A 19,039-nucleotide genomic window follows, 5' to 3' on the forward strand; every position below is an offset into this window, starting at 1 on the left:
GCACACTGCATATACGACGACTTCAGATGCGTCCGCGCGAAAGCAGCGCGGATACGCAGCCACGCTTCACACAGACAGGTAGGTCATGGCCGCTAACAACCGCCGCATGTCCGGCAAGAAGGGCGCGCAGGTCGGCAGCGGCGGAAAGCGACGCCGTGCCCTGGAGGGCAAGGGCCCCACGCCGCCCGCCGAGATGCGCAAGGGGCACGTCAAGCAGCGCGCCGCCAACGCCAAGGCGCGCCGCGCCACCGGCAAGCAGGCGCCGCGCGGCCGGGGCGGCAAGTCGACCTCCGAGCTGGTCGTCGGCCGCAACCCCGTCTACGAGGCCCTGCGCGAGGGCGTCCCCGCGACGATGCTGTACGTCCAGCAGTTCATCGACAACGACGAGCGCGTCCGCGAGGCGCTCCAGCTCGCCGGTGAGCGCGGCGACATCCACCTCATGGAGGCCCCGCGCGCCGAGCTGGACCGCATGACCAACGGCCTCAACCACCAGGGCCTCGTGCTCCAGGTGCCGCCGTACGAGTACGCGCACCCCGAGGACCTGGCCGCGGCCGCCTACGACAACGGCGAGGACCCGCTGATCGTCGCCCTGGACGGCGTCACCGACCCGCGCAACCTCGGCGCGGTCGTCCGCTCCGTCTCCGCCTTCGGCGGGCACGGCGTCGTGGTGCCCGAGCGCCGGGCCGCCGGAATGACGGCGGGCGCGTGGAAGACGTCGGCGGGCACCGCCGCGCGCACGCCGGTCGCGCGCGCCACCAACCTCACGCGCGCCCTGGAGGCGTACCAGAAGGCGGGCATCGCCGTGGTCGGCCTCGCCGCCGACGGCGAGTCCGAGATCGGTGACCTGCAGGCCCTGGAGGGCCCGGTCGTCATCGTCGTGGGCAGCGAGGGCAAGGGCCTGTCCCGGCTCGTCGGCGAGACCTGCGACTTCCGGGTGCGCATCCCGATGCCCGGCGGCGCGGAGTCGCTGAACGCCGGTGTGGCCGCGGGCGTCGTGCTGTACGAGGCGTCGCGCCGACGCCGGTGAGGCGGGCGGGGCGGGGCGGTTGAGCCGTCCGCGCCCCGCGGGACGGCGGGTGCGGCGGCCGTCCGGACCTGCCGGGTCACGGTTGCTTGACGGGGTCCGGACATTTGGCGTGGGTCAAGGCAGTGTCCAAACCACACATCACTCGGTTAGATGAGTGTGGACACCAGAACACCCCGCACACCCACGGGGGGACGCTCGTCAGGGTTCGACGAAACTCCCGCGCTGAGCATGGTGAAGGTGCCCTGCGACCCGGCGCAGGTCATCGTCAATCACGCGAGTTTCCGCGTGCAGCTCCGGACCTCCGGGCGGACCCAATCGCCGCGTATCGCACGCGACTTGAACACCACGGACGACACCGTGCGGATCCCCGCCGCCGGGGCCGCGCCGGCGCGCAGGCGCGCGCCCGTCGTGTGGAGCGGCAAGTCCGCGCCGGGCGACCTCGACGCGAGCGGACTCCTGCAAGCCGTTCGTGCGAGCGGTGTGCGCCGTTCGGCCGAAGGGGGCGGCCGCGACACCTTCGACGACGGCGGCTCCACCCAGGTCATCCCGCGCGTCGACCTCGACGATCCGTACGCCGACCCGGCCGAGACCACGGCCTTCACCCCGCCCCGCGACCCGGCCGAGACCGCCGCCTTCACCCCGCCCCGCGACCCCGGCGACGGCACCCGGCTGCTCCCGCAGATGCGGCTGCCCGGCAGCGCCGACGACGAGCACCACGAGGCCGAGGCCGCGCGGTACGACGACGGCTACGACCGGGACGACGGGGGCGCGGCCACCGGGCGTCGCGGCGGCTCCGGCACGGCGGCCGCGCAACGGCACGCCTACTTCCCCGGCCGCCGCCTGAACCTGGGCGTCGTGCTGCTCCCGCTGCGCGTCTTCCTCGGCTTCATCTCCATCTACGCGGGCATGGGCAAGCTCTGCGACCCCGTCTACTTCGACGGCGGCGAGCGCGGCTCCATGATGAAGTGGTTGAACTCGCTGCACCCGTGGGCGCTCGCCGAGCCGCTGCGGGACTGGGCGCTCCAGCACCCCGTGGGCGCCGGTCTCGTCATCGCCTTCCTGCAGGTCATCGTCGGCGTGCTGACCGTGCTCGGCCTCTGGCAGCGGCTCGCCGCCTCCATCGGGGTGCTGCTCTCCGCGGCGCTCCTGGTGACCGTGAGCTGGAAGACCGTCCCGGCGTACGACGCGCCCGACATCATCTACCTGGCCGCCTGGTCCCCGCTGATCATCGCGGGCGCGCCCGTCTACTCCGTCGACGGCCGCCTCGCCAACGAGGCCTGGCGCACGCTCGGGCCGCGCGCGGAGCTGTGGGAGCTGCGGCGCCGGGTGCTGCGGCGCGGCGCGCTCATCGGGACCGTCGTCGTCGGCCTCACGCTGCTCGTCGGCTCGCTGCTCGGCGGCGCCGTGCGGGACGCGGACCGGGTCACCGTGCCCGGCCCCGGCGAGGCCCCGCGCAACGAACTGCCCGGCTCGCCGCTGCCGGAGAACTCCGACGGCGAACGCCAGCTCCGCCGCGACAAGCAGAGCCCGCCGGCGACCACCGAAGGCGCGCCCACGCAGGGCAGTTCGGCCAGCCCCACGCAGGGCGCCGAGGGCACCCCGGGCGCGGCTCCCGAGACCGGCGGCGCCGGCCAGGGCCGGCCGAGCGCCACGCAGGGCACCGGCGGCCAGGCGCCGTCGTCCCAGCAGCAGGCGCCCACCCAGGAGCAGCCGCCCGCGGCCACCAGCGGCCCGGCCGCGACCAGCGGCGGCACCGGCGGCGCCAACACGGGCACCGGCGGCACCACGGGCGGCGGCTCCGGCGGTTCCACCGGCGGTGGCGGCACCACGGGCGGCGGCGCCAAGCCGGGCCTGCTCGGCGGCGTCCTCGGCTGAGGCGCCCGCTTCCGCAGCTTCCTCCGAACGCCGATACGCCGATGGGGCCCCGCACACAGCACGTGTGCGGGGCCCCATCGGCGTATCGGCGAATCGGCGTACGGTCGACGACTCAGAACGTGCTCAACGGTTCTGGGCCGCCAGTTCCTTGGCCGCCTCGGTGAGGTCCTTGGCGGTGTCGATGGCGCGCCAGTACGCGCCCTGCGGCAGCGGGAAACCGGCCAGGCGCTTCTCGCGGGCCAGGCGCGGGAACGTGGTGCGCTCGTGGTCGCCGATGTCGGGCAGCAGGGCGGTGAAGGCCGCCGAGAAGACGTACACGCCCGCGTTGATGAGGTACGGCGACGGCGGGGCCTCGATGAAGTCCGTGATGTGGCCGAACTGGTCCGTCTCCACGACGCCCCAGGGGATGCGGGGGCGGGCCAGGGCGAGGGTGGCGGTGGCGTCGCGCTCGGCGTGGAAGGCCGCCATGTCGCGCAGCGAGAAGCGGGTCCAGATGTCGCCGTTGGTCGCGTACCAGGGCTGGTCGGCGTGCGGCAGGTGCGCGGCGGCGTACTTGAGGCCGCCGCCGCGGCCGAGCGGCTCCTTCTCGACCACCGTGGTGACCTTCAGCGGCAGGTCCGCGGACTCCAGCCACTCCTGGAGCACCTCGGCGAGGTGGCCGCAGGAGACGACCGCGTCCGTGACGCCCTCGGCGGCGAGCCAGGCCAGCTGGTGGCCGATGATCGGGGTCCCCGTGCCGGGGATCTCGACCATGGGCTTGGGCCGGTCGTCGGTGTACGGGCGGAGGCGGGAGCCCTGGCCGCCGGCCAGGACGACGGCCTGCGTGGGCCGTGCGGGGTGGTGGGCACCGGTGGTCATGACGGAACCCTACGCGGCGTACCGCGCAGGGTTCGGTGCCGCCTGCGCCCCTGCCGGGCCCCTACCGGCCCTTATCGGGCCCGCGGGTCCCCGGCGGGCGTGCGGGGGCCGGAGCGCCCGCCTCAGCCGTTCTGGTGGGCGGCCACGCCCGTGGCGAAGGACGTGTCGCAGACCGGGCGTGCGAACGACTGGGCGCGGCTCGGGCCGTACGCCCGGACGGCGGCGCGGCCGAGGGCACGGGCGATGGACACGCAGTGCTTGGCGAGCGAGGGGTGCCGGTCGACCTCCTGCTGCAGATGCGTGAGGGCGACACCGGGGTTCTTCTCCTGGAGTTCCAGGAGCAGCCGGTGGCGCAGGACGTCCTGCGGGGCGCGGGACTTGGCCGGTACGGACAGGTCGCCCGCCGAGGCGGTGAGGACCGAGTCCGAGGAACTGCCCGACCAGTTGACCCGGGTGACCGCGAGCGTTCCGGACAGCACCAGGACGACGGGCAGGACGAGGGCGAGCGTGCGCCCGATGCGGCGGCCGGGGCCGCGGTGGCCCCGGCGCGACTTCTGGGTGTGGTTGGCGGAGTGCGTCACGCGAGTGAGAGTAGCGGTAGGTGATGATTTGGCGACATTTAGTCACCCGGTCGAGCTACGGGAGCAGGTGTCTTTCTGCTCGCGTGTTGACGCACAAGGATCGAAATGACCGATGTGCCGGGGTATTTGTCGACAACGCTTGGCGGGGGAGCGGGGCGGGGGTGTGCGGCGGACGGCGGCCGGGTACGACCAACGGCCGCCCGGTACGAAGGGCCGCCGACAGGTCCGCTGCCGAAGGGTCTACCGCCGAAGGGTCCGCTGCCGACAGGTCCGCTGCCGACGGCGAAGGGCCCCGCACCGGAGTGCGGGGCCCTTGCGGCGTGGCTGGTGGGCCGGGGCCGATGATCAGTCGGTGAGCCGCTCGCCCGTCGACGTCGAGAAGACGTGGGTCTCGCCCGGGCGGGGCACGACGTGCAACTGGGCGCCCTTCTCCGGCACCTGGCGGCCGTTCACGCGGACCACGAGGTCCTTCTGCTCGCCGCCGACCTCGGCGGTGCCGTAGACGTACCCGTCGGCGCCGAGCTCCTCGACGACGTTCACGGACACGGCGAGGCCGGCCGGGGCGTCCTCGGACTCCTTGGACAGGGACTTCGCGGCGCCGCCGTTCTGCTCGACGATGTCGAAGTGCTCCGGGCGGACGCCGACGGTGACCGTGCGGTCGCCCTTGTCGGCGGCGGCGGAGAGCGCCTCGCGGTTCACCGGGACCACGGAGTTGCCGAACTTCACGCCGCCGTCGGTGATCGGGACCTCGACGAGGTTCATGGCGGGGGAGCCGATGAACCCGGCGACGAAGAGGTTGTTCGGCCGGTCGTACATGTTGCGCGGCGAGTCGACCTGCTGGAGCAGACCGTCCTTGAGCACGGCGACCCGGTCGCCCATCGTCATGGCCTCGACCTGGTCGTGCGTGACGTACACCGTGGTGATGCCGAGGCGGCGCTGGAGCGAGGCGATCTGCGTACGCGTGGAGACGCGGAGCTTGGCGTCGAGGTTGGACAGCGGCTCGTCCATGAGGAAGACCTGCGGCTCACGGACGATGGCGCGGCCCATCGCGACGCGCTGGCGCTGACCGCCGGAGAGCGCCTTGGGCTTGCGGTCCAGGTACTCCGTGAGGTCGAGGATCTTCGCGGCCTCCTCGACCTTCTGCCGGATGGTGGCCTTGTCGACGCCCGCGATCTTCAGGGCGAAGCCCATGTTCGCGGCGACCGACATGTGCGGGTACAGCGCGTAGTTCTGGAACACCATGGCGATGTCCCGGTCCTTGGGCGGCAGGTGCGTGACGTCGCGCTCGCCGATGCGGATGGCGCCGCCGTTCACGTCCTCCAGGCCCGCGAGCATGCGCAGGGAGGTGGACTTGCCGCAGCCGGACGGGCCGACCAGGACGAGGAACTCGCCGTCCTCGATCTCGATCTCGAGAGAGTCGACGGCGGGCTTGGTGGAACCCGGGTAGATCCGGGTCGCCTTGTCGAACGAAACAGTGGCCATGGTGAGGGCCCCCTTCACCGGCAGGAACGTGCCGGACGATCCGAGTAAAGGATGGGTCTAGTCCACGTGGGTGAACTGTCCGTGACGCTACCCCGCAGGTCGTTGGTCTGTCAGTAGCCGGAAGGTCATGACCTTCGCGGAAATTTTCGAGAGCGCCCCCGGCCGTGTCGGACCCGTTGGTTACACTGCTCGGGCACGTCCGTGCACTGCCTCCTTAGCTCAGCTGGTCAGAGCGCCGCTCTTGTAAAGCGAAGGTCGTCGGTTCGAATCCGACAGGGGGCTCCGAGCAGAACCACAGCGGGCCGCAGGCACCCCGCCCCGGCTCAGGCGCCCCGCCCCGAGAGCCGGTCCGCGAGACGGGCCCGGCGGGGTGCGTCGGCCGTGTGGGAGCGGAGCTCCTTGTGGTCCGCCGCGCGGTACGTGGCGTACATCCCGTGCACCCCCAGCCACCGCAGCGGTTCCGGTTCCCCTGTGCGGACGCGGTGGTTCACCCAGGGGAGGGTGGTCAGGCCGGTGGCGCGGTCGAGGGTGACGGTGGCGCACCAGTCGCGGGGCGCGCCGAGGACGCCCGACCAGGCGTGGGCGATCCGGACGCCGGTGAGCTGCGGGAAGAAGCGGACCAGGATCTCGCGCAGGGCGTCGACGGTGGCGGGCTGCGTACGGCCGTCGTTGTCCGTCCTGGAACCGAAGTGGTACGGCACGCCGCGGCCGCCGAGCGCGATGCGGTCGTCGGCGGTCCGCTGGGCGTACATGTACGCGTGCGCCATGTCGCCGAGCGTCTCGCGGCCCGCCCAGCCGATGGTCTCCCAGACGTCGGCGGGCAGCGGGACGGTGGCGATCATCGAGGAGTTCATCGGCAGCCAGGTGCGGCGCTGGCCCTTGAGCGAGGCCGTGAAGCCCTCCGCGCAGCGCAGGACGTAGGGGGCGTGGACCGTGCCGTACGGAGTGATCGCGTGCTTCGGCTTGATCTCCGTGACCGGCGTCGACTCGTGGACGGTGACGCCGAGCGCCTCGACGGCCGCCGCGAGGCCCTTCACCAGCTTCACCGGGTGCAGACGCGCGCCGTGCGGCGTCCAGGACGAGCCGACGGCCCCGGCGACGCGGATCCGCTCGGCGGTCTCGCGGGCGCCTTGCAGCGTCCGGTCGTCCTCCCCGTACGCGAGTTCCGCCTCGTGGAAGGCGCGCAGGCGGGCCAGTTGGGCGGGCGTGTACGCGACTTCGAGTACGCCGCCGTGGTGGACGTCGGCGTCGATCTTCTCGTCGGCGGCGACGCGGATCACCCCGTCGACGGTGGCGTTCATGGCCTGCTGGAGGCGGACGGCGGCTTCGTGGCCGTGCAGGCGGGCGGTGGGGGTCCCCCCACGCCCTTAAGGCGTGGGGGAGGTCGCGGCCGCGATGCCGTTGTAGAGCCAGCCGCCGTTGCGGCCCGAGGCGCCGTAGCCGCAGAACCGCTGCTCCAGGACCGTGATGCGCAGGAAGGGCGCGGCCTTCTTCAGGTAGTACGCCGTCCACAGGCCCGTGTAGCCGCCGCCGACCACGCACACGTCGGCCGTGGCGTCGCCGGTCAGGGGTTCGCGGGCCGTGGGCAGGCCGTCGTCCGCGTACCAGAAGGAGATGCCGCCGTTCACGGTGTTCGCGCCGCTCATGGGGCGGGACGTTACTGGGCGTGCGGGGCTCTGGGCAGGGGTCGGATAGATTTTCGGGCCACTGGTACGCGCAGTTCTCTGGAGGCAGTTCATGGCCGTACGGGCCGTTCGCAGGACCGGGCTCAAGGCTGGGCGCATGGCTGCCTCGGTCGCCGCTGTCGCGCTGCTCGGGGGCGCCGTCGTCGGGTGCGACTCCGACGACGACGGGGACGACTGGATGGGTGCGGGCAAGAAGTCGCCGTCCGCGTCGGCTTCGTCCTCCGCGCCGGTCGACGGGCCGTCCGACGGAGCGTCCTCCGGGGCGCCGTCCCAGGAGGTCGTGCCGGAGGCCAAGGTCCCGCCCGTCTCCGTGGAGCGGCTCGCCAAGGTGCCCGCCGCCGTGCGGGGCGGCGTGATCACCGTCGGCAAGCCGGGCGCCGAGCACACGGTCAAGGTGTACGAGGACGCGCGCTGCCCGTTCTGCAAGAAGTTCGAGGAGGGCGGCGCGCAGGCCCTCGTGGAGCCGCTGGCCGACGGTGACGTGAAGGTCGAGTACACGATCGCCTCGTTCCTCGACCGGAACCTGGGCGGCAACGGCTCGGTGAACGCCGCGAACGCCCTGCGGGCCGCCGTGGAGGCGGGCAAGTTCCCGCAGTTCCACTCCGCCCTCTTCGTCAACCAGCCCGAGGAGAGCGAGGACGCGTTCACGCCCGCGTTCCTCGTGAAGATCGCCGAGAAGGCGGGCCTTCGCGACGCCGCCTTCACGAAGGCGGTCACCAACGGCACGTACAAGAGCTGGGTCGGCACCGCGATGAAGGCCTTCACCGACGACGGCGTCACGGGGACGCCGACGGTGGTCGTGGACGGCGAGAAGGTGGCGAGCGACGCGCTGTACACCGAGTCGGGGTTCGGGAAGGTGCTGAAGGACGCGGGGATCTCGTGAGGCGTCCGGGGCCGGAATTCCGGGGCCGGAATGCGGTGCGGTTCCGTGTCCGGAACAAATCGCATGTGGTGATTCCGGTGCGTCGGTAGTGTCGCCCGCGTGATCGATATCAAGGTCCCTGACGAGCTCATCGAGTCCCAGTACGAGTACGCGGGCGAGGCCGGCCGCGCCTTCATCGCCGCCTTGCCCGCGCGGGTCGCGGAGTTCGTCGACCGCTGGGAGCTGAAGGTCGTCGGCGATTCCATGTACGGCATGGCGGCGCTCGTGCTGCCCGTGCTGCGGGCCGACGGCAGCGACGCCGTGGTGAAGTTCCAGGTCCTCGACGAGGAGACCGAGGGCGAGCCCGTCGCGCTGCGCGTGTGGAACGGCGACGGCGCCGTGCGGCTCCTCGACTACGACGACGCGACCGGCACCATGCTGCTCGAACGCGCCCGCGACGGCCAGGAGCTGTCGGAGTACGCCGAGACCGGCCGCGCCGAGACCCGCAAGGCCGTCGTCCTCCTCGCCGAACTCCTCGCCCGCCTCACCGCCGTACCCGCCCCGCCCGGCATGCGCACCCTCGGCGACATCGCGGGCCAGATGCTCGATGACACCCCGGCCGCCCTCAAGGCCATCCCCGACCTCGGCGAGCGGGCCCTGATCGGGCGCTGCGCGGACGCCGTGCGCGAGGTCGTGGGCGAGCCCGGCGACCGGATGCTGCACTGGGACCTGCACTTCGACAACGTCCTCGCCTCCGACCGCGAGCCGTGGCTCGCCATCGACCCCAAGCCGCTCGCCGGTGACCCCGGTTTCGACCTGTGGCCCGCGCTCGACAACCTCTTCGAGGCGGACGAGGTGTGCTGGCGGTTCGACGCGATGACGGAGGTTCTCGGGCTCGACCGGGAGCGGGCCAGGGCATGGACGCTGGGACGGGTGTTGCAGAACGCGCTGTGGGACGTCGAGGACGGGCGGGCGCTGACGCCGGATCACCTTGAGGTGGCTCGGCGGTTGCTCGCTCGCTGAGGTCCGTCGGGCGTCAGGCGCAGGCCTCGCGGTACGCCTCCGTCGGCGGCTCGTCCTTGATCAGTCCGTCCAGTCCGTCCAGTCCGTGCTTCCTGTGCGTACGGCAGGCCTTCGACGGGTCGGCCACCGACGTCCGGTGGTCGACGGCGAACACCGCCTTGCCCGCCGCCACGAACAGCTTCAGCTCGCCGCACTCCTCGAACTCCACGCACTCCTCGGGCAGCGCCTATCAGGGTGGTGGCGAGGAGGAGCAGGGCGGTGGTGCGGGCCGTGGCGGTTTTGCGGGCGGTGGAACGGTGGTTGACCCGGCGCCGGGGCCTGTGGCTTGCTGCGCGCATGATTCGTACCGCCACGCCCGATGACATTCCGCTCATCCACACCCTTGTCCGCGAACTCGCCGAATACGAGAAGGAGCCGCAGGAGGCACGCGCCACCGAGGCCCAGTTGCACGAGGCGCTGTTCGGCGAGCGGCCCGCCGCGTACGCCCACATCGCTGTGGACGACGCGACGGGGGTGCCCGTCGGTTTCTCCGTGTGGTTCCTGAACTTCTCCACGTGGCGCGGGGTGCACGGCATCTACCTGGAGGACCTGTACGTACGCCCCGAGGCGCGCGGCGGCGGCCACGGGAAGGCGCTGCTGCGGGAGCTGGCCCGGATCTGCGTCGAGCGCGGCTACGAGCGGCTTGAGTGGTCCGTCCTGAACTGGAACGCGCCGTCCATCGCGTTCTACGAGGCGATGGGGGCGCGGCCGCAGGACGAGTGGACGGTGTATCGGCTGACGGACGGGGCCCTGACCGCACTCGGCTCGTAGAACGCGGGTTTTAGCGTGCGGCTCGTAGTGCGCGGCTTGCAGCGTGCGGCTTGCAGCGCGGGGCTCGTAGTGCGCGGCTTGCAGCGTGCGGCTTCCGGAAGCCCCGGCTCTTGGAGCCCGGCCTTCCGGAACCCGGCCGTCAGAACTCGTCCGCGGTGTGGGGGAGATGGGCCGTGCGCAGGGCCGCGTCCAGGGCGGCCGCCGTGCCCGGCGTGTGCTCCGTGGCCAGGCCCGCCCGGACGGCCGCCGTGATCCGGGTGCCGCCCAGGTAGGCGGCGCCCAGGTCGCGCACCTCGATGGTGAGGTCGGCGGGGGCGCTGGTGGGCTCGTACGTCGTCTTGTACGTGTCCGCCTCCTCGCCGGGCGCTCGCGTGCCCTCGTACGGGGCGTCCTGCCCCGACACCGTCAGGCGGAAGCGGCCGTCGTTCGCCGGGACTTGGGCGTCCGTGACCTGTAGGACGAGGTCGGCCGGGGCGGCCCAGGCGCGGGCGAGGAGCGCGGCGCGTACGTCCACGAGCCGCAGCCACAGCGCCGGGAAGTGGCCCGTCACCCGGACCTGGTCGCGGTCCGCGGCGAACAGGAGCAGGGGGTCGTCCACGGGGCGGCCCCAGGCACGGATCAGGCCCGTGAGGTCGATGTTCGCGAGGTAGCGCCAGAGGGTGGCGGCGGCCTGGGGGGTGTCGGCCTCCAGCTCGTCGAGGCGGACCAGGCCGGGGGCGTCGTCGCGGGTCTTGGTGCGGTAGACGGCGTAGCCGGTGATGGGGGTGGGGGTGGGGGCGGGGGTTCGGGTGGCGTCGGGGTTGGCCTGGGCGGCGGCGGCCTGTGTGGCGTCGGCCTGGGCGGCCTCGGGCTGCGTGGCGTCGGGCTGCGTGGCGTCGGCCCGGGCGCCGAGCACGACCACCCGCGGCGGCGACAGCTCGTCGTCCTCCTCGTCCTCCTCGACCAGCCACTCCTCGCTCCACCACGCCTCACTGCGGGCGACACGGCCGCCGCGGTCGGCGCGGGTGCGGTCGTAGTACGGGCCGAGCAGGGCCGGGGCGTTCGCCGGGTCGACCAGGCGCAGGGGGCCGTCGTCCGGGGTGATGCGCAGGGCCAGCGGGCGCTCGGAGTTGACCTCGACGGTGTTGCCGTGGGTGGCCGGGCCGAAGCCGAAACGGCCGTAGATCGCGTCCTCGGAGGCCCAGAGCGCGGCCACCGGGCGGCCGTCCTCCCGGCACATCTCGTACAGCTTCGCGATCATCCCGGAGAGCACGCCGCGGCGCCGGTGCGTCGGCGCCACGGAGACGAACGTCAGGCCGGGGCAGGGGAGTTCGCCGCCCGGTACCGACACCGTGAACCGGAACGCCGCGATCAGTCCGACCAGGGCGTCCCCGTCGTACGCGCCGATGCGGTCGCAGCCGAGCAGCAGGTCGTGGTGGTGTTTGCGCTTCTCTTCCTCGGGCGTGTCATGGAAGACGAGGTACGCCAGGTCGAGGGCGCGGTCGATGTCGGTCTCGGGGAGGGGGCGGATGGTGAGGGTGGTGGTGCGGGGCGTGGTGGCTTGGGGTGCGGCGGCTGAGGGCGCGGTGGCTTGGGGTGCGGTGGGGTGCGTGGCGGGGCGCGCGGAGTCCATATAACGGACGGTAGTTCCCGTATGTCGTACGAGCATCTTGTTTTCGCCACCGCCCGGGCGACGGTGGTCCGGGGCGGCCCACGGCCCTGGCGCCGTGACCTGGGCCGACCTGGCCCGACCTGTGGCTACGGGATCAGGACCACCTTCCCGGACGTCCCCCGGGACTCCAGCGCCCGATGCGCCGCGGCCGCCTCCCGCAACGGGAACCGCTGCACCGACGGCGTGAAGTACCCCTCGGCGTACGCCCCCAGCGCCGCGAGCTCAAGCACCCGCACCGGATTCTCCCCGCCCGCCCTCTCCAACATCGCCGCCCCCAACGGGCTGACCTGCGTGATCCCCCGCTCCGCGCGCTCGTCCTCGCCGAGCGCCACCGGTCCCTCCTTCCCCGACCACCCGAACGTCACATGCGTCCCGCCTGCCCCCAGCAGCTCCACGGCCGCCCGCCCCACGGCTCCGCCGACCCCGTCGAACACGACCGTCGCCGTGCGCCCGCCGCCTCCACGCCCACCGTCTCCGCGGCTGTCGTCCGTGCGGCTGTCGTTTCCGCGCCCGCCGTCCGCGTGCCCGCCGTCGCCGCGCCCACCCTCATCGGCCCCGTCGCCCCCGAGCCCCTTGAGATACGCCCGCACCTCGTCCGGCCACCCCGCGTCGGTGTAGTCCACCGCCAGATCCGCCCCGTTGTCCCGCACCCGCGCCACCTTCGCGGGCCCGCCCGCCAAGCCCACCACCGTCGCCCCGGCATGCTTCGCGTACTGCACAAGGAGCGTCCCGATCCCGCCCGCCGCCGCCGGAATCACCACCACCGATTCCTTGTCCAACTCCACGAACTGCAGGATTCCCATCGTCGTCCGGCCCGTCCCGATCAACGCCACCGCCTCCGCGAAGTCCAGGCCCTCGGGGAGTTCGTGCAGCCGCGCCTCGTCCGTCACGGTCAGCTCGGCGTACCCGCCGGGCGCGAAGCCGATGTGCGTGACCACGCGCTTGCCGAGCCAGTCCGCGGACACGCCCGCACCGACGGACTCGACGGTTCCGGCGACCTCCCGGCCCGGGACCGTGGGCAACGCGGGCAACTCCGGCAGCGGCCCCTTCTCGCCCGCGCGGATCGCCGTGTCGACGAGGTGAACTCCCGCCGCGGCGACGGCGATACGCACCTGCCCCGCCGTCGGCCGGGGATCCTCGACCTTCTCGTACGTGAGGTTCTCGGCGGGGCCGAAGGTGTGGAGGCGGACGGCGTGCATGAGGTCTCCCTGCGGGTGGCGTCGGGTCCATCCGGGCTGTCAGGTCCATCCGGGCTGTCAGGTCCGTCCGGGCTGTCAGGTCCGTCTGGACTGTCGGGTCCGTTCGAACTCTCGGGTCCGTCCGGGCTGCGGAGGGGTTCGCCCGGACTTGCTGGCGGCCCACCGGGCTACTCGCGGACTGCCGGACTGCCGGACTACTGACCCTCGCCACTCTTCAACCTCAAGCAGACTTGAGGTCAACCCAGGGGGTCTCATCGCTCGGCCGCCCCCCACCGGACAGCCCCCTCCTCCTGGTCAGCGCCAGCGTCACCGACTCGATCGCGCTGTTGAACGACACCTCCGACAGCAGCCCGGGCGCCGCCACCTGGTCCCCCGCGAGATACACGTCCCCACCCCGGTCCACCGTCGGCCGGTCGCGCCAGGTGGTCCCGGGACGGTCGAGCGCCCCGGTGCGGCCGTTCGCCACGCTCGCCCGCCGCCACGTCACGCGCTCGCGCCAGTCCCGGAAGCCGAGGTCGAGCAGGTCCTCGGCGCGGGCGACACCGTCCGCCTTGGACTCCTTCGGGCCGATCGGAATCTGGGCCTGGATGAGCTGCTCACCAGCGGGCGCGAGCGTACGGTCCTGCGTCGTGAACCGCTCCACCCACCCCGTCTCATCCAGATCCGACACCGCGAACAAGTCCCCCCGACGGCTCCGCACCGCCACATCCACCAGCGTCGTACGCCCGCTCTCCCACCGCAGCGACTCGTCCTTCAGCAGCCGCCGCGCCGCGTCCAGCGACGTCGCCACGACGACCGGGCCCCGATCCGCGAACTCCCCGACGTCGTCCACCCGAGCCAGCGTCTCCACCCGCACCCCCAGGTTCCACGCCAAGCCCGCCATCCGGTCGACCACCGCACCCCAGCCACCCACCGGATAGTGCGCCTCCGGCGGGAACTTCGCCGCCCGGCGCAACCGCGTGTGCACAAACCGCGCCGACAGCGAACCGGGGTCGTGGTGGAACAACGCCACCGCCGAGTAGTGCGCCGCCGCCCGCGCGCCCTCCTCACCCACCTGCGCGCCCGCCCACGTCGCGAAGTCCACATCCACCGGCGCCTGTTCCGGTGACCTCCGCAGCAACTTCAGCATCGCGAACGGCGGCGTCCGCCGCAGCGCCCCATGGTGGCGAAGCCGCAGCCGCGTCCCCTCGATCGGCGGGATCGGCGCGAGGTCCCCGATCAGCCCCCGCTGCTTCAGCCACGTCCAGTGCGGCCCACCGCTGTACAGCGCATGCGGCCCCTCATTCGTCTTGTACTCCCCCTCCGCCGTCCGCGCCCTACCCCCCAACGTGTGGTGCGCCTCGTGCAACGTGACTCGTGCACCGGCCTCCGCCGCCGTAATGGCGGCAGTGAGCCCGGCGAACCCACCACCCACCACGGTGATGTGTGCCTGGGAACGGTCGGGGGAGTGGGGAGCACGGGTGGCGCGGGCCATGGGCGGCCTCCGTTTCAGTCAACCCTCACGGGCACGAGAACGCGTTCACCCCTACGACGCACGCCCCCACCCCGAATGTGACATCCCCCTACGGGCCCCCGCCCGCAGCTGCCGACCTACCCTCCGAACCCGACGTCACCCCACCCGCGGAAACCGTGCCTGCAACGTCCAGATCACCGGATTCGCCCCCAGCTCCTCATGCATGTCGATGAGGTCGGCCAACAAGTCGTGCAGGAAATCCCGCGCCTCCTTCCGCAGCTCCCCGTGCGAGAACGTGAGCGGCTGCTCCTCCACCCTCATCCAGTCCGCCTCGATGTCCACCCACCCGAACCGCCGCTCGAACAGCATCCGGTCCGTCGACTCCGTGAAGTCCAGCTCGGCATACTGCGACCGCGACGCCCGGCTCCCCAGCGGATCCCGGTCCAGCTGCTCCACGATGTCGCACAGCGCCCAAGCGAAGTCGAGCACCGGCACCCACCCCCACGCCGTCCCCACCTCCCGGTCCGCTTTGGTGTCCGCCAAATACACATCCCCGCAGAACAGGTCGTGCCGCAGCGCATGAACATCCGCCCCCCGATAGTCCATCTGCGGCGGATCCGGAAAACGGCGAGAAAGGGCATAACCAATATCGAGCACCCGCCCGATGGTGCCACGCTCCCCACCACCCCCACCGCACCACCCGACCCACCGCACCAGACGGCACCCACCTGCCCTCACTCACCCAGCCCACCCTCGGGCCGCCGCGAGGCACGCTCAAGGCTCCCGGGGCGCACCCTCGGGCCCCTGGCCACGCCCTCAAACTCCCGGACACGCCCTCGGGCCACCCTCAGGGAAGCAACCGCCGCTCTTTGGCCACCGCCACCGCCCCCGCCCGCGTATCCACCCCCAACTTGTCGTAGATCCGCCCCAGGTGCGTCTTCACCGTCGCCTCACTGATGAACAGCGTCCGCGCGATCTCCCGATTACCCATCCCCTGCGCGAGCTGCTTGAGAATGTCCAGCTCCCGGGCTGTGAGCGTGGGCCGCGGCTCCCGCATCTGCGCCATCACCCGGGACGCGACAGGCGGTGACAACGCCGTACGCCCCTGCGCCGCCGCATGAATCGCCGCGAACAACTCCTCGGGCCGCTCGGCCTTCAGCAAATACCCCGTCGCCCCGGCCTCAATGGCCCGCGTGATGTCAGCATCGGTGTCATACGTGGTGAGAACCAGAACCCGAGGCGCCCCACCACCGCCACCCCCTTCACCGGCACCGGCACTGGCACCGCTGCCGTTGTCGCCGCCCTCGGCCCCACGCTCACCGGCCGCGATACGACGTGTCGCCTCCACCCCGTCGATCCCCGGCCCCAGCTGCAGGTCCATCAGCACCACGTCCGGAGCCAGCTTGGCCGCAAGAGCCACCGCCTCCTCACCCGTCCCGGCCTCGCCGATCACCTCGATCCCGGACGCACTGGCCAGCAGCGCCAACAACCCGGCACGCACCACCACATGGTCGTCACACACCAAAAGCCGTACCGGCTCACTCGTGGGCGTACTACTGCTCATGGGCACTCCCGGATGACGGCGGGTCGGAGGGTGGCGGGGACGCGGGTGGCGGGGTGGACGACGGGGACGGGGACGGGGACGGTGGTGCGGCTTGGGTCGGCGGTGTGGACGGGGGCGATGCCGTGGACCGGGACGGTGGCGCCGCCGAGGCTGATGTCGAGGTCGAGGTCGAGGTCGAGGTCGAGGTCGAGGTCGAGGTCGAGGTCGAAGTCGAGGTCGACGCCGACGGGTCGGGCGGAAGCGACGGCGAGGCCGGAGACGAGGGCTGAGGCGAGGACGCCGGAGTGGGCGAAGGCGTCGTTGTGGGAGTGCCTGTGCCTGTGGCCGCATGCGCGGGCAACGGGATCGAGACCGACAGAACCGTCCCCTCACCCGGCGCCGACTCCACTGTCAACGTCCCCCCGAGCTGCCGCGCCCGAGCCCGTATCGCGGGCAGCCCATGCCCCCGCTCGGCCCGCGCAACCGGCTCACGCGAACCGCCCCCTCGCCGACCGCCTGCGGTGGCAGCCCCACGCGGGCCCTCCACAGCCTCGGTTCTTCTCGCGCCGTCCGAGACCTTGGCTCCGCGCGCGTCGTCCGCCGAGGCCTCGGCCTCGCGCACGTCGTCCGCAGCTTCGGCTCTTCTGACGCCGTCCCTAAGGCCCGCGCTTCGTGCGTCGCCCATGAAGGCGGCGCCGCCGCCATCATTCCCAGCCCCAGAGACCTGCTCGTTCCGCGCCCCAGCGAATCCTGCACCGTCCCCCGCGACCAAGAACCCTTTCCCGTTGTCCGCGATATCGAGGACCACCTGGTCGTCCAGGTACGTCAGTGTCAACGCCGCCGCGCTCGCGTCCGCGTGCTCGCGTACGTTCGCCAGCGCGCCCTGCGCGATCCGGAGCAGGGCCGACTGGGCTCTGCCAGGTAGGGGGACGGGCTTGCCCTCGCCGTGGAAGCGGATCGACAGCTCGGCTTCTGATTCGCGTGCCGCCAGCGTTCTGAGGGCCGATGGCAGGGCTTCGCCGTCGTCGGAGCCGGCGTCCGCGAGGTCCGCGGGTGCCAGGTCGTGGACGAATCGGCGGGCTTCTGCCAGCCCGCGCTCGGTGATGGCCGCCGCTGTCCGGATGTGGGTGCGGGCTGTCGCCGGGTCGGCGTCCCACACCCGGTCGGCGGCCTGCAGCAGCATCTGCTGGCTGGACATGCCTTGGGCCAGGGTGTCGTGGATCTCCATCGACAGGCGTTGGCGCTCGGCGAGGGCGCCCTCGCGTCTTTCGGTGGCGGCCAGCTCGCGCCGGGTGCGGATCAGGTCGTCGATCAGTGCGCGCTGCTGTGCTGTCTGCCGCTGCATGTGGATGAACACGGCGGTGGCCACGGCTGCGACGGCGGGTGGCGCGAAGGCCAGGTTCGGGTCGAAGCTGCCGGCGAGTCTGAGCTGTGCGGCGACCACGAGGGCGGTGAGGGTCGTGACCAGGACGAGCGCCGCTCGTGTCGGGAGCGTGCGCAGTCCCGTATAGAACAGGGGCACCGCGCACCACGCGAAGCTCGGGGCGAGGACGACGAGGACCACCCACGCGCCGACCACTGAGCCCATCCAGAGTGGGCGGCGGGTGCTGGGCTGGGCGCCCGGCGCGGGTCCGAGGAGATAGAGGACGGCGAGGGCTACGGACAGGGCGACGACGCCTGGGGTGCGAGGTTCGCCTGGGTGGCGGAGGAGGAAGCGGGCGAGGGAGGCAGCGAGGAGGAGGAAGAACGCCGTGTGCATGACGGGGCCGAGCCAGCGCGACTCGGGGTCCACGGGGTGGAGGCCGGCCGTCTGTTGATCCACGGCGTGGGCGCCGCCCTCATCCGGCCGTGCTCCGCGCAGGCCGTCCTTGCCTTGATCCACGGCGCTGAGGCCGTCAGGGTTCTGCTCGACAGCGCCGAGGCCGTCTGTGTGCCGTTCCACGCTGGCCTCCTTCTCGGCCGCCGCTCGCGTATGACCGCACGGGCCTGATCCCGTGCGCCCGATTCCGTGCACCTGGTCCCGCGTGCTCGACCCGGTGCGCCTGGTCCTGCGCACTTGGTCCCGTGCGCTCGATCCGACGCGCTTGGCTCGCTCGCAAGCGGGACTCGCTCGCACGCTTGACCTCACACGATGACGCGCAGGACCGCACACACCTGATCGCACACGCCTGAACTGGGAAGACATCCCCATTCTGGCTCGCGGCGCCGTGCACCCGGATCAACCGATCGGTTGACATGGCCGTCAGCCGATTCGTGCGCGGCAGGCAGCCGTATCGCCGACGAAAAGAGGCGTTCAGCGGCCGGACGATGGATTGCGTGGCGGGGAACGACTCGCCGCTCATTCTCAACAGCCCGCATCCGCACAGGAGCCAACGGACATGAAGTCGATGAAGCAGCTCTCCCCGCGCACCCGATTCCTTACTACGGCCGCAGCCCTCGCCACGGTCGCCGCCGCGACGTTCGGCACGGTCTCGGCCACGGCCGGGACGCCGGACGCCGCCGCCAAGGCCGCCGTGACCGCCGACGCCGGCAACCGCAACCTCACCAGTTCCACGCACCTCAGCACGGCCGCCGCGACCAAGGCCGCGCAGGCCGCGCTGGACGCCGCGAAGAGGGAGAACCAGCGCGTGACGGTCGCCGTCGTCGACCGCAACGGCAACACCATCGTCACGCTGCGCGGCGACGGCGCCGGCCCGCAGTCGTACGAGTCCGCCGAGCGCAAGGCCTACACGGCGGTGTCGTGGAACGCCCCCACCTCCGAGCTCGCCAAGCGCCTCACTCAGACGCCGAACCTGAAGGACATCCCCGGCACGCTGTTCCTGGCGGGCGCCGCCCCGGTCACCGCCAAGGGCGCCCCGGTCGCGGGCATAGGCGTGGCGGGCGCGCCGAGCGGTGACCTGGACGAGAAGTTCGCGAAGGCCGGAGTGGCGGCGCTCAGCCGCTGACCTGCTCCTGCCCGAGTGGATGCCGCTCAGGTGACGCCCCTGGCA

General features: G+C 72.3%; 16 protein-coding genes, 1 tRNA gene and 1 pseudogene. 7 read left to right on the plus strand and 11 right to left on the minus strand.

Features of this window, described 5'->3' with window-relative positions:
• Window positions 1-85 precede the first annotated feature (85 nt).
• Both rlmB and IE274_RS13890 read left to right on the plus strand, forming a co-directional pair.
• Complete coding sequence (rlmB, locus tag IE274_RS13885) at window positions 86-1,027, plus strand: 23S rRNA (guanosine(2251)-2'-O)-methyltransferase RlmB (RefSeq protein ID WP_190116027.1); 942 nt, start codon at window positions 86-88, stop codon at window positions 1,025-1,027.
• 156 nt (window positions 1,028-1,183) lie between these two features.
• Window positions 1,184-2,902: a DoxX family protein gene (locus tag IE274_RS13890; RefSeq protein ID WP_190116468.1), complete on the plus strand. Its 1,719-nt coding sequence runs from the start codon at window positions 1,184-1,186 to the stop codon at window positions 2,900-2,902.
• Window positions 2,903-3,025: 123 nt separating this feature from the next.
• Here IE274_RS13890 and IE274_RS13895 read toward each other — a convergent pair whose 3' ends face one another.
• From IE274_RS13895 to IE274_RS13905, 3 genes are all read right to left on the minus strand, one after another.
• Window positions 3,026-3,760 carry a nucleotidyltransferase family protein gene (locus IE274_RS13895; RefSeq protein WP_190116028.1) on the minus strand — a complete coding sequence of 245 codons (735 nt, stop codon included), beginning with the start codon at window positions 3,758-3,760 and terminating at the stop codon, window positions 3,026-3,028.
• Window positions 3,761-3,882: 122 nt separating this feature from the next.
• The gene (locus tag IE274_RS13900) at window positions 3,883-4,341 is read right to left on the minus strand and encodes a hypothetical protein (RefSeq protein WP_190116029.1); all 459 of its coding nucleotides are present in this window, start codon (window positions 4,339-4,341) and stop codon (window positions 3,883-3,885) included.
• 345 nt (window positions 4,342-4,686) lie between these two features.
• A complete protein-coding gene (locus IE274_RS13905) occupies window positions 4,687-5,823 on the minus strand; it encodes an ABC transporter ATP-binding protein (RefSeq protein ID WP_190116030.1) in 1,137 nt (378 codons plus the stop codon).
• Between the two features lie 208 nt (window positions 5,824-6,031).
• On the opposite strand from IE274_RS13905, the gene IE274_RS13910 reads away from it, so the two are divergent.
• A tRNA-Thr gene (locus IE274_RS13910) sits at window positions 6,032-6,105 on the plus strand.
• Between the two features lie 41 nt (window positions 6,106-6,146).
• On the opposite strand, the pseudogene IE274_RS13915 reads toward IE274_RS13910, so the two are convergent.
• Window positions 6,147-7,469: pseudogene (locus tag IE274_RS13915) on the minus strand (NAD(P)/FAD-dependent oxidoreductase).
• Between the two features lie 136 nt (window positions 7,470-7,605).
• Here IE274_RS13915 and IE274_RS13920 point away from each other — a divergent pair.
• Window positions 7,606-8,391: a DsbA family protein gene (locus IE274_RS13920; RefSeq protein ID WP_229909530.1), complete on the plus strand. Its 786-nt coding sequence runs from the start codon at window positions 7,606-7,608 to the stop codon at window positions 8,389-8,391.
• Between the two features lie 99 nt (window positions 8,392-8,490).
• Window positions 8,491-9,393, plus strand: a complete 903-nt coding sequence (locus tag IE274_RS13925; protein ID WP_190116032.1) for an aminoglycoside phosphotransferase family protein — start codon at window positions 8,491-8,493, stop codon at window positions 9,391-9,393.
• A gap of 13 nt (window positions 9,394-9,406) precedes the next feature.
• Here IE274_RS13925 and IE274_RS13930 read toward each other — a convergent pair whose 3' ends face one another.
• On the minus strand, window positions 9,407-9,616 hold the full coding sequence (locus tag IE274_RS13930) for an endo alpha-1,4 polygalactosaminidase (RefSeq protein ID WP_190116469.1): 210 nt from the start codon (window positions 9,614-9,616) through the stop codon (window positions 9,407-9,409).
• A 113-nt stretch (window positions 9,617-9,729) separates the two neighbouring features.
• Between IE274_RS13930 and IE274_RS13935 the strand changes: the two genes are divergently transcribed.
• Complete coding sequence (locus IE274_RS13935; RefSeq protein WP_190116033.1) at window positions 9,730-10,203, plus strand: GNAT family N-acetyltransferase; 474 nt, start codon at window positions 9,730-9,732, stop codon at window positions 10,201-10,203.
• Between the two features lie 139 nt (window positions 10,204-10,342).
• On the opposite strand, the gene IE274_RS13940 is transcribed toward IE274_RS13935, so the two are convergent.
• The 6 genes from IE274_RS13940 to IE274_RS40380 all read right to left on the minus strand — a co-directional run bounded on the left by IE274_RS13940 (window position 10,343) and on the right by IE274_RS40380 (window position 17,991).
• Window positions 10,343-11,815 carry a GNAT family N-acetyltransferase gene (locus tag IE274_RS13940; protein ID WP_190116034.1) on the minus strand — a complete coding sequence of 491 codons (1,473 nt, stop codon included), beginning with the start codon at window positions 11,813-11,815 and terminating at the stop codon, window positions 10,343-10,345.
• Between the two features lie 125 nt (window positions 11,816-11,940).
• Window positions 11,941-13,053: a zinc-binding dehydrogenase gene (locus tag IE274_RS13945; protein ID WP_190116035.1), complete on the minus strand. Its 1,113-nt coding sequence runs from the start codon at window positions 13,051-13,053 to the stop codon at window positions 11,941-11,943.
• A 220-nt stretch (window positions 13,054-13,273) separates the two neighbouring features.
• Window positions 13,274-14,527: an NAD(P)-binding protein gene (locus IE274_RS13950; protein ID WP_190116036.1), complete on the minus strand. Its 1,254-nt coding sequence runs from the start codon at window positions 14,525-14,527 to the stop codon at window positions 13,274-13,276.
• A 135-nt stretch (window positions 14,528-14,662) separates the two neighbouring features.
• Complete coding sequence (locus IE274_RS13955) at window positions 14,663-15,163, minus strand: hypothetical protein (protein ID WP_190116037.1); 501 nt, start codon at window positions 15,161-15,163, stop codon at window positions 14,663-14,665.
• A gap of 190 nt (window positions 15,164-15,353) precedes the next feature.
• On the minus strand, window positions 15,354-16,070 hold the full coding sequence (locus tag IE274_RS13960) for a response regulator (RefSeq protein WP_190116038.1): 717 nt from the start codon (window positions 16,068-16,070) through the stop codon (window positions 15,354-15,356).
• On the minus strand, window positions 16,060-17,991 hold the full coding sequence (locus IE274_RS40380) for a sensor histidine kinase (RefSeq protein ID WP_372446994.1): 1,932 nt from the start codon (window positions 17,989-17,991) through the stop codon (window positions 16,060-16,062). The genes IE274_RS13960 and IE274_RS40380 overlap by 11 nt, the downstream gene beginning before the upstream one ends.
• Window positions 17,992-18,436: 445 nt before the next feature.
• On the opposite strand from IE274_RS40380, the gene IE274_RS13970 reads away from it, so the two are divergent.
• Window positions 18,437-18,994 (plus strand): GlcG/HbpS family heme-binding protein, encoded by a 558-nt coding sequence (locus tag IE274_RS13970; protein ID WP_190116470.1) that lies wholly within the window; start codon window positions 18,437-18,439, stop codon window positions 18,992-18,994.
• Window positions 18,995-19,039 lie beyond the last annotated feature (45 nt).

This window comes from Streptomyces flavofungini (genome assembly GCF_014650815.1).
Taxonomy (GTDB): Bacteria; Actinomycetota; Actinomycetes; order Streptomycetales; family Streptomycetaceae; genus Streptomyces; species Streptomyces flavofungini.

What these genes read in the sequence shown, in the direction of transcription:
- IE274_RS13950 (WP_190116036.1), bottom strand. Translation starts at nt 14,527, where the DNA reads ATGGCCCGCGCCACCCGTGCTCCCCACTCCCCCGACCGTTCCCAGGCA.
- IE274_RS13905 (WP_190116030.1), bottom strand. Translation starts at nt 5,823, where the DNA reads ATGGCCACTGTTTCGTTCGACAAGGCGACCCGGATCTACCCGGGTTCC.
- IE274_RS13960 (WP_190116038.1), bottom strand. Translation starts at nt 16,070, where the DNA reads ATGAGCAGTAGTACGCCCACGAGTGAGCCGGTACGGCTTTTGGTGTGT.
- IE274_RS13970 (WP_190116470.1), top strand. Translation starts at nt 18,437, where the DNA reads ATGAAGCAGCTCTCCCCGCGCACCCGATTCCTTACTACGGCCGCAGCC.
- rlmB (WP_190116027.1), top strand. Translation starts at nt 86, where the DNA reads ATGGCCGCTAACAACCGCCGCATGTCCGGCAAGAAGGGCGCGCAGGTC.
- IE274_RS13940 (WP_190116034.1), bottom strand. Translation starts at nt 11,815, where the DNA reads ATGGACTCCGCGCGCCCCGCCACGCACCCCACCGCACCCCAAGCCACC.
- IE274_RS13895 (WP_190116028.1), bottom strand. Translation starts at nt 3,760, where the DNA reads ATGACCACCGGTGCCCACCACCCCGCACGGCCCACGCAGGCCGTCGTC.
- IE274_RS13945 (WP_190116035.1), bottom strand. Translation starts at nt 13,053, where the DNA reads ATGCACGCCGTCCGCCTCCACACCTTCGGCCCCGCCGAGAACCTCACG.
- IE274_RS13920 (WP_229909530.1), top strand. Translation starts at nt 7,606, where the DNA reads ATGGCTGCCTCGGTCGCCGCTGTCGCGCTGCTCGGGGGCGCCGTCGTC.
- IE274_RS13935 (WP_190116033.1), top strand. Translation starts at nt 9,730, where the DNA reads ATGATTCGTACCGCCACGCCCGATGACATTCCGCTCATCCACACCCTT.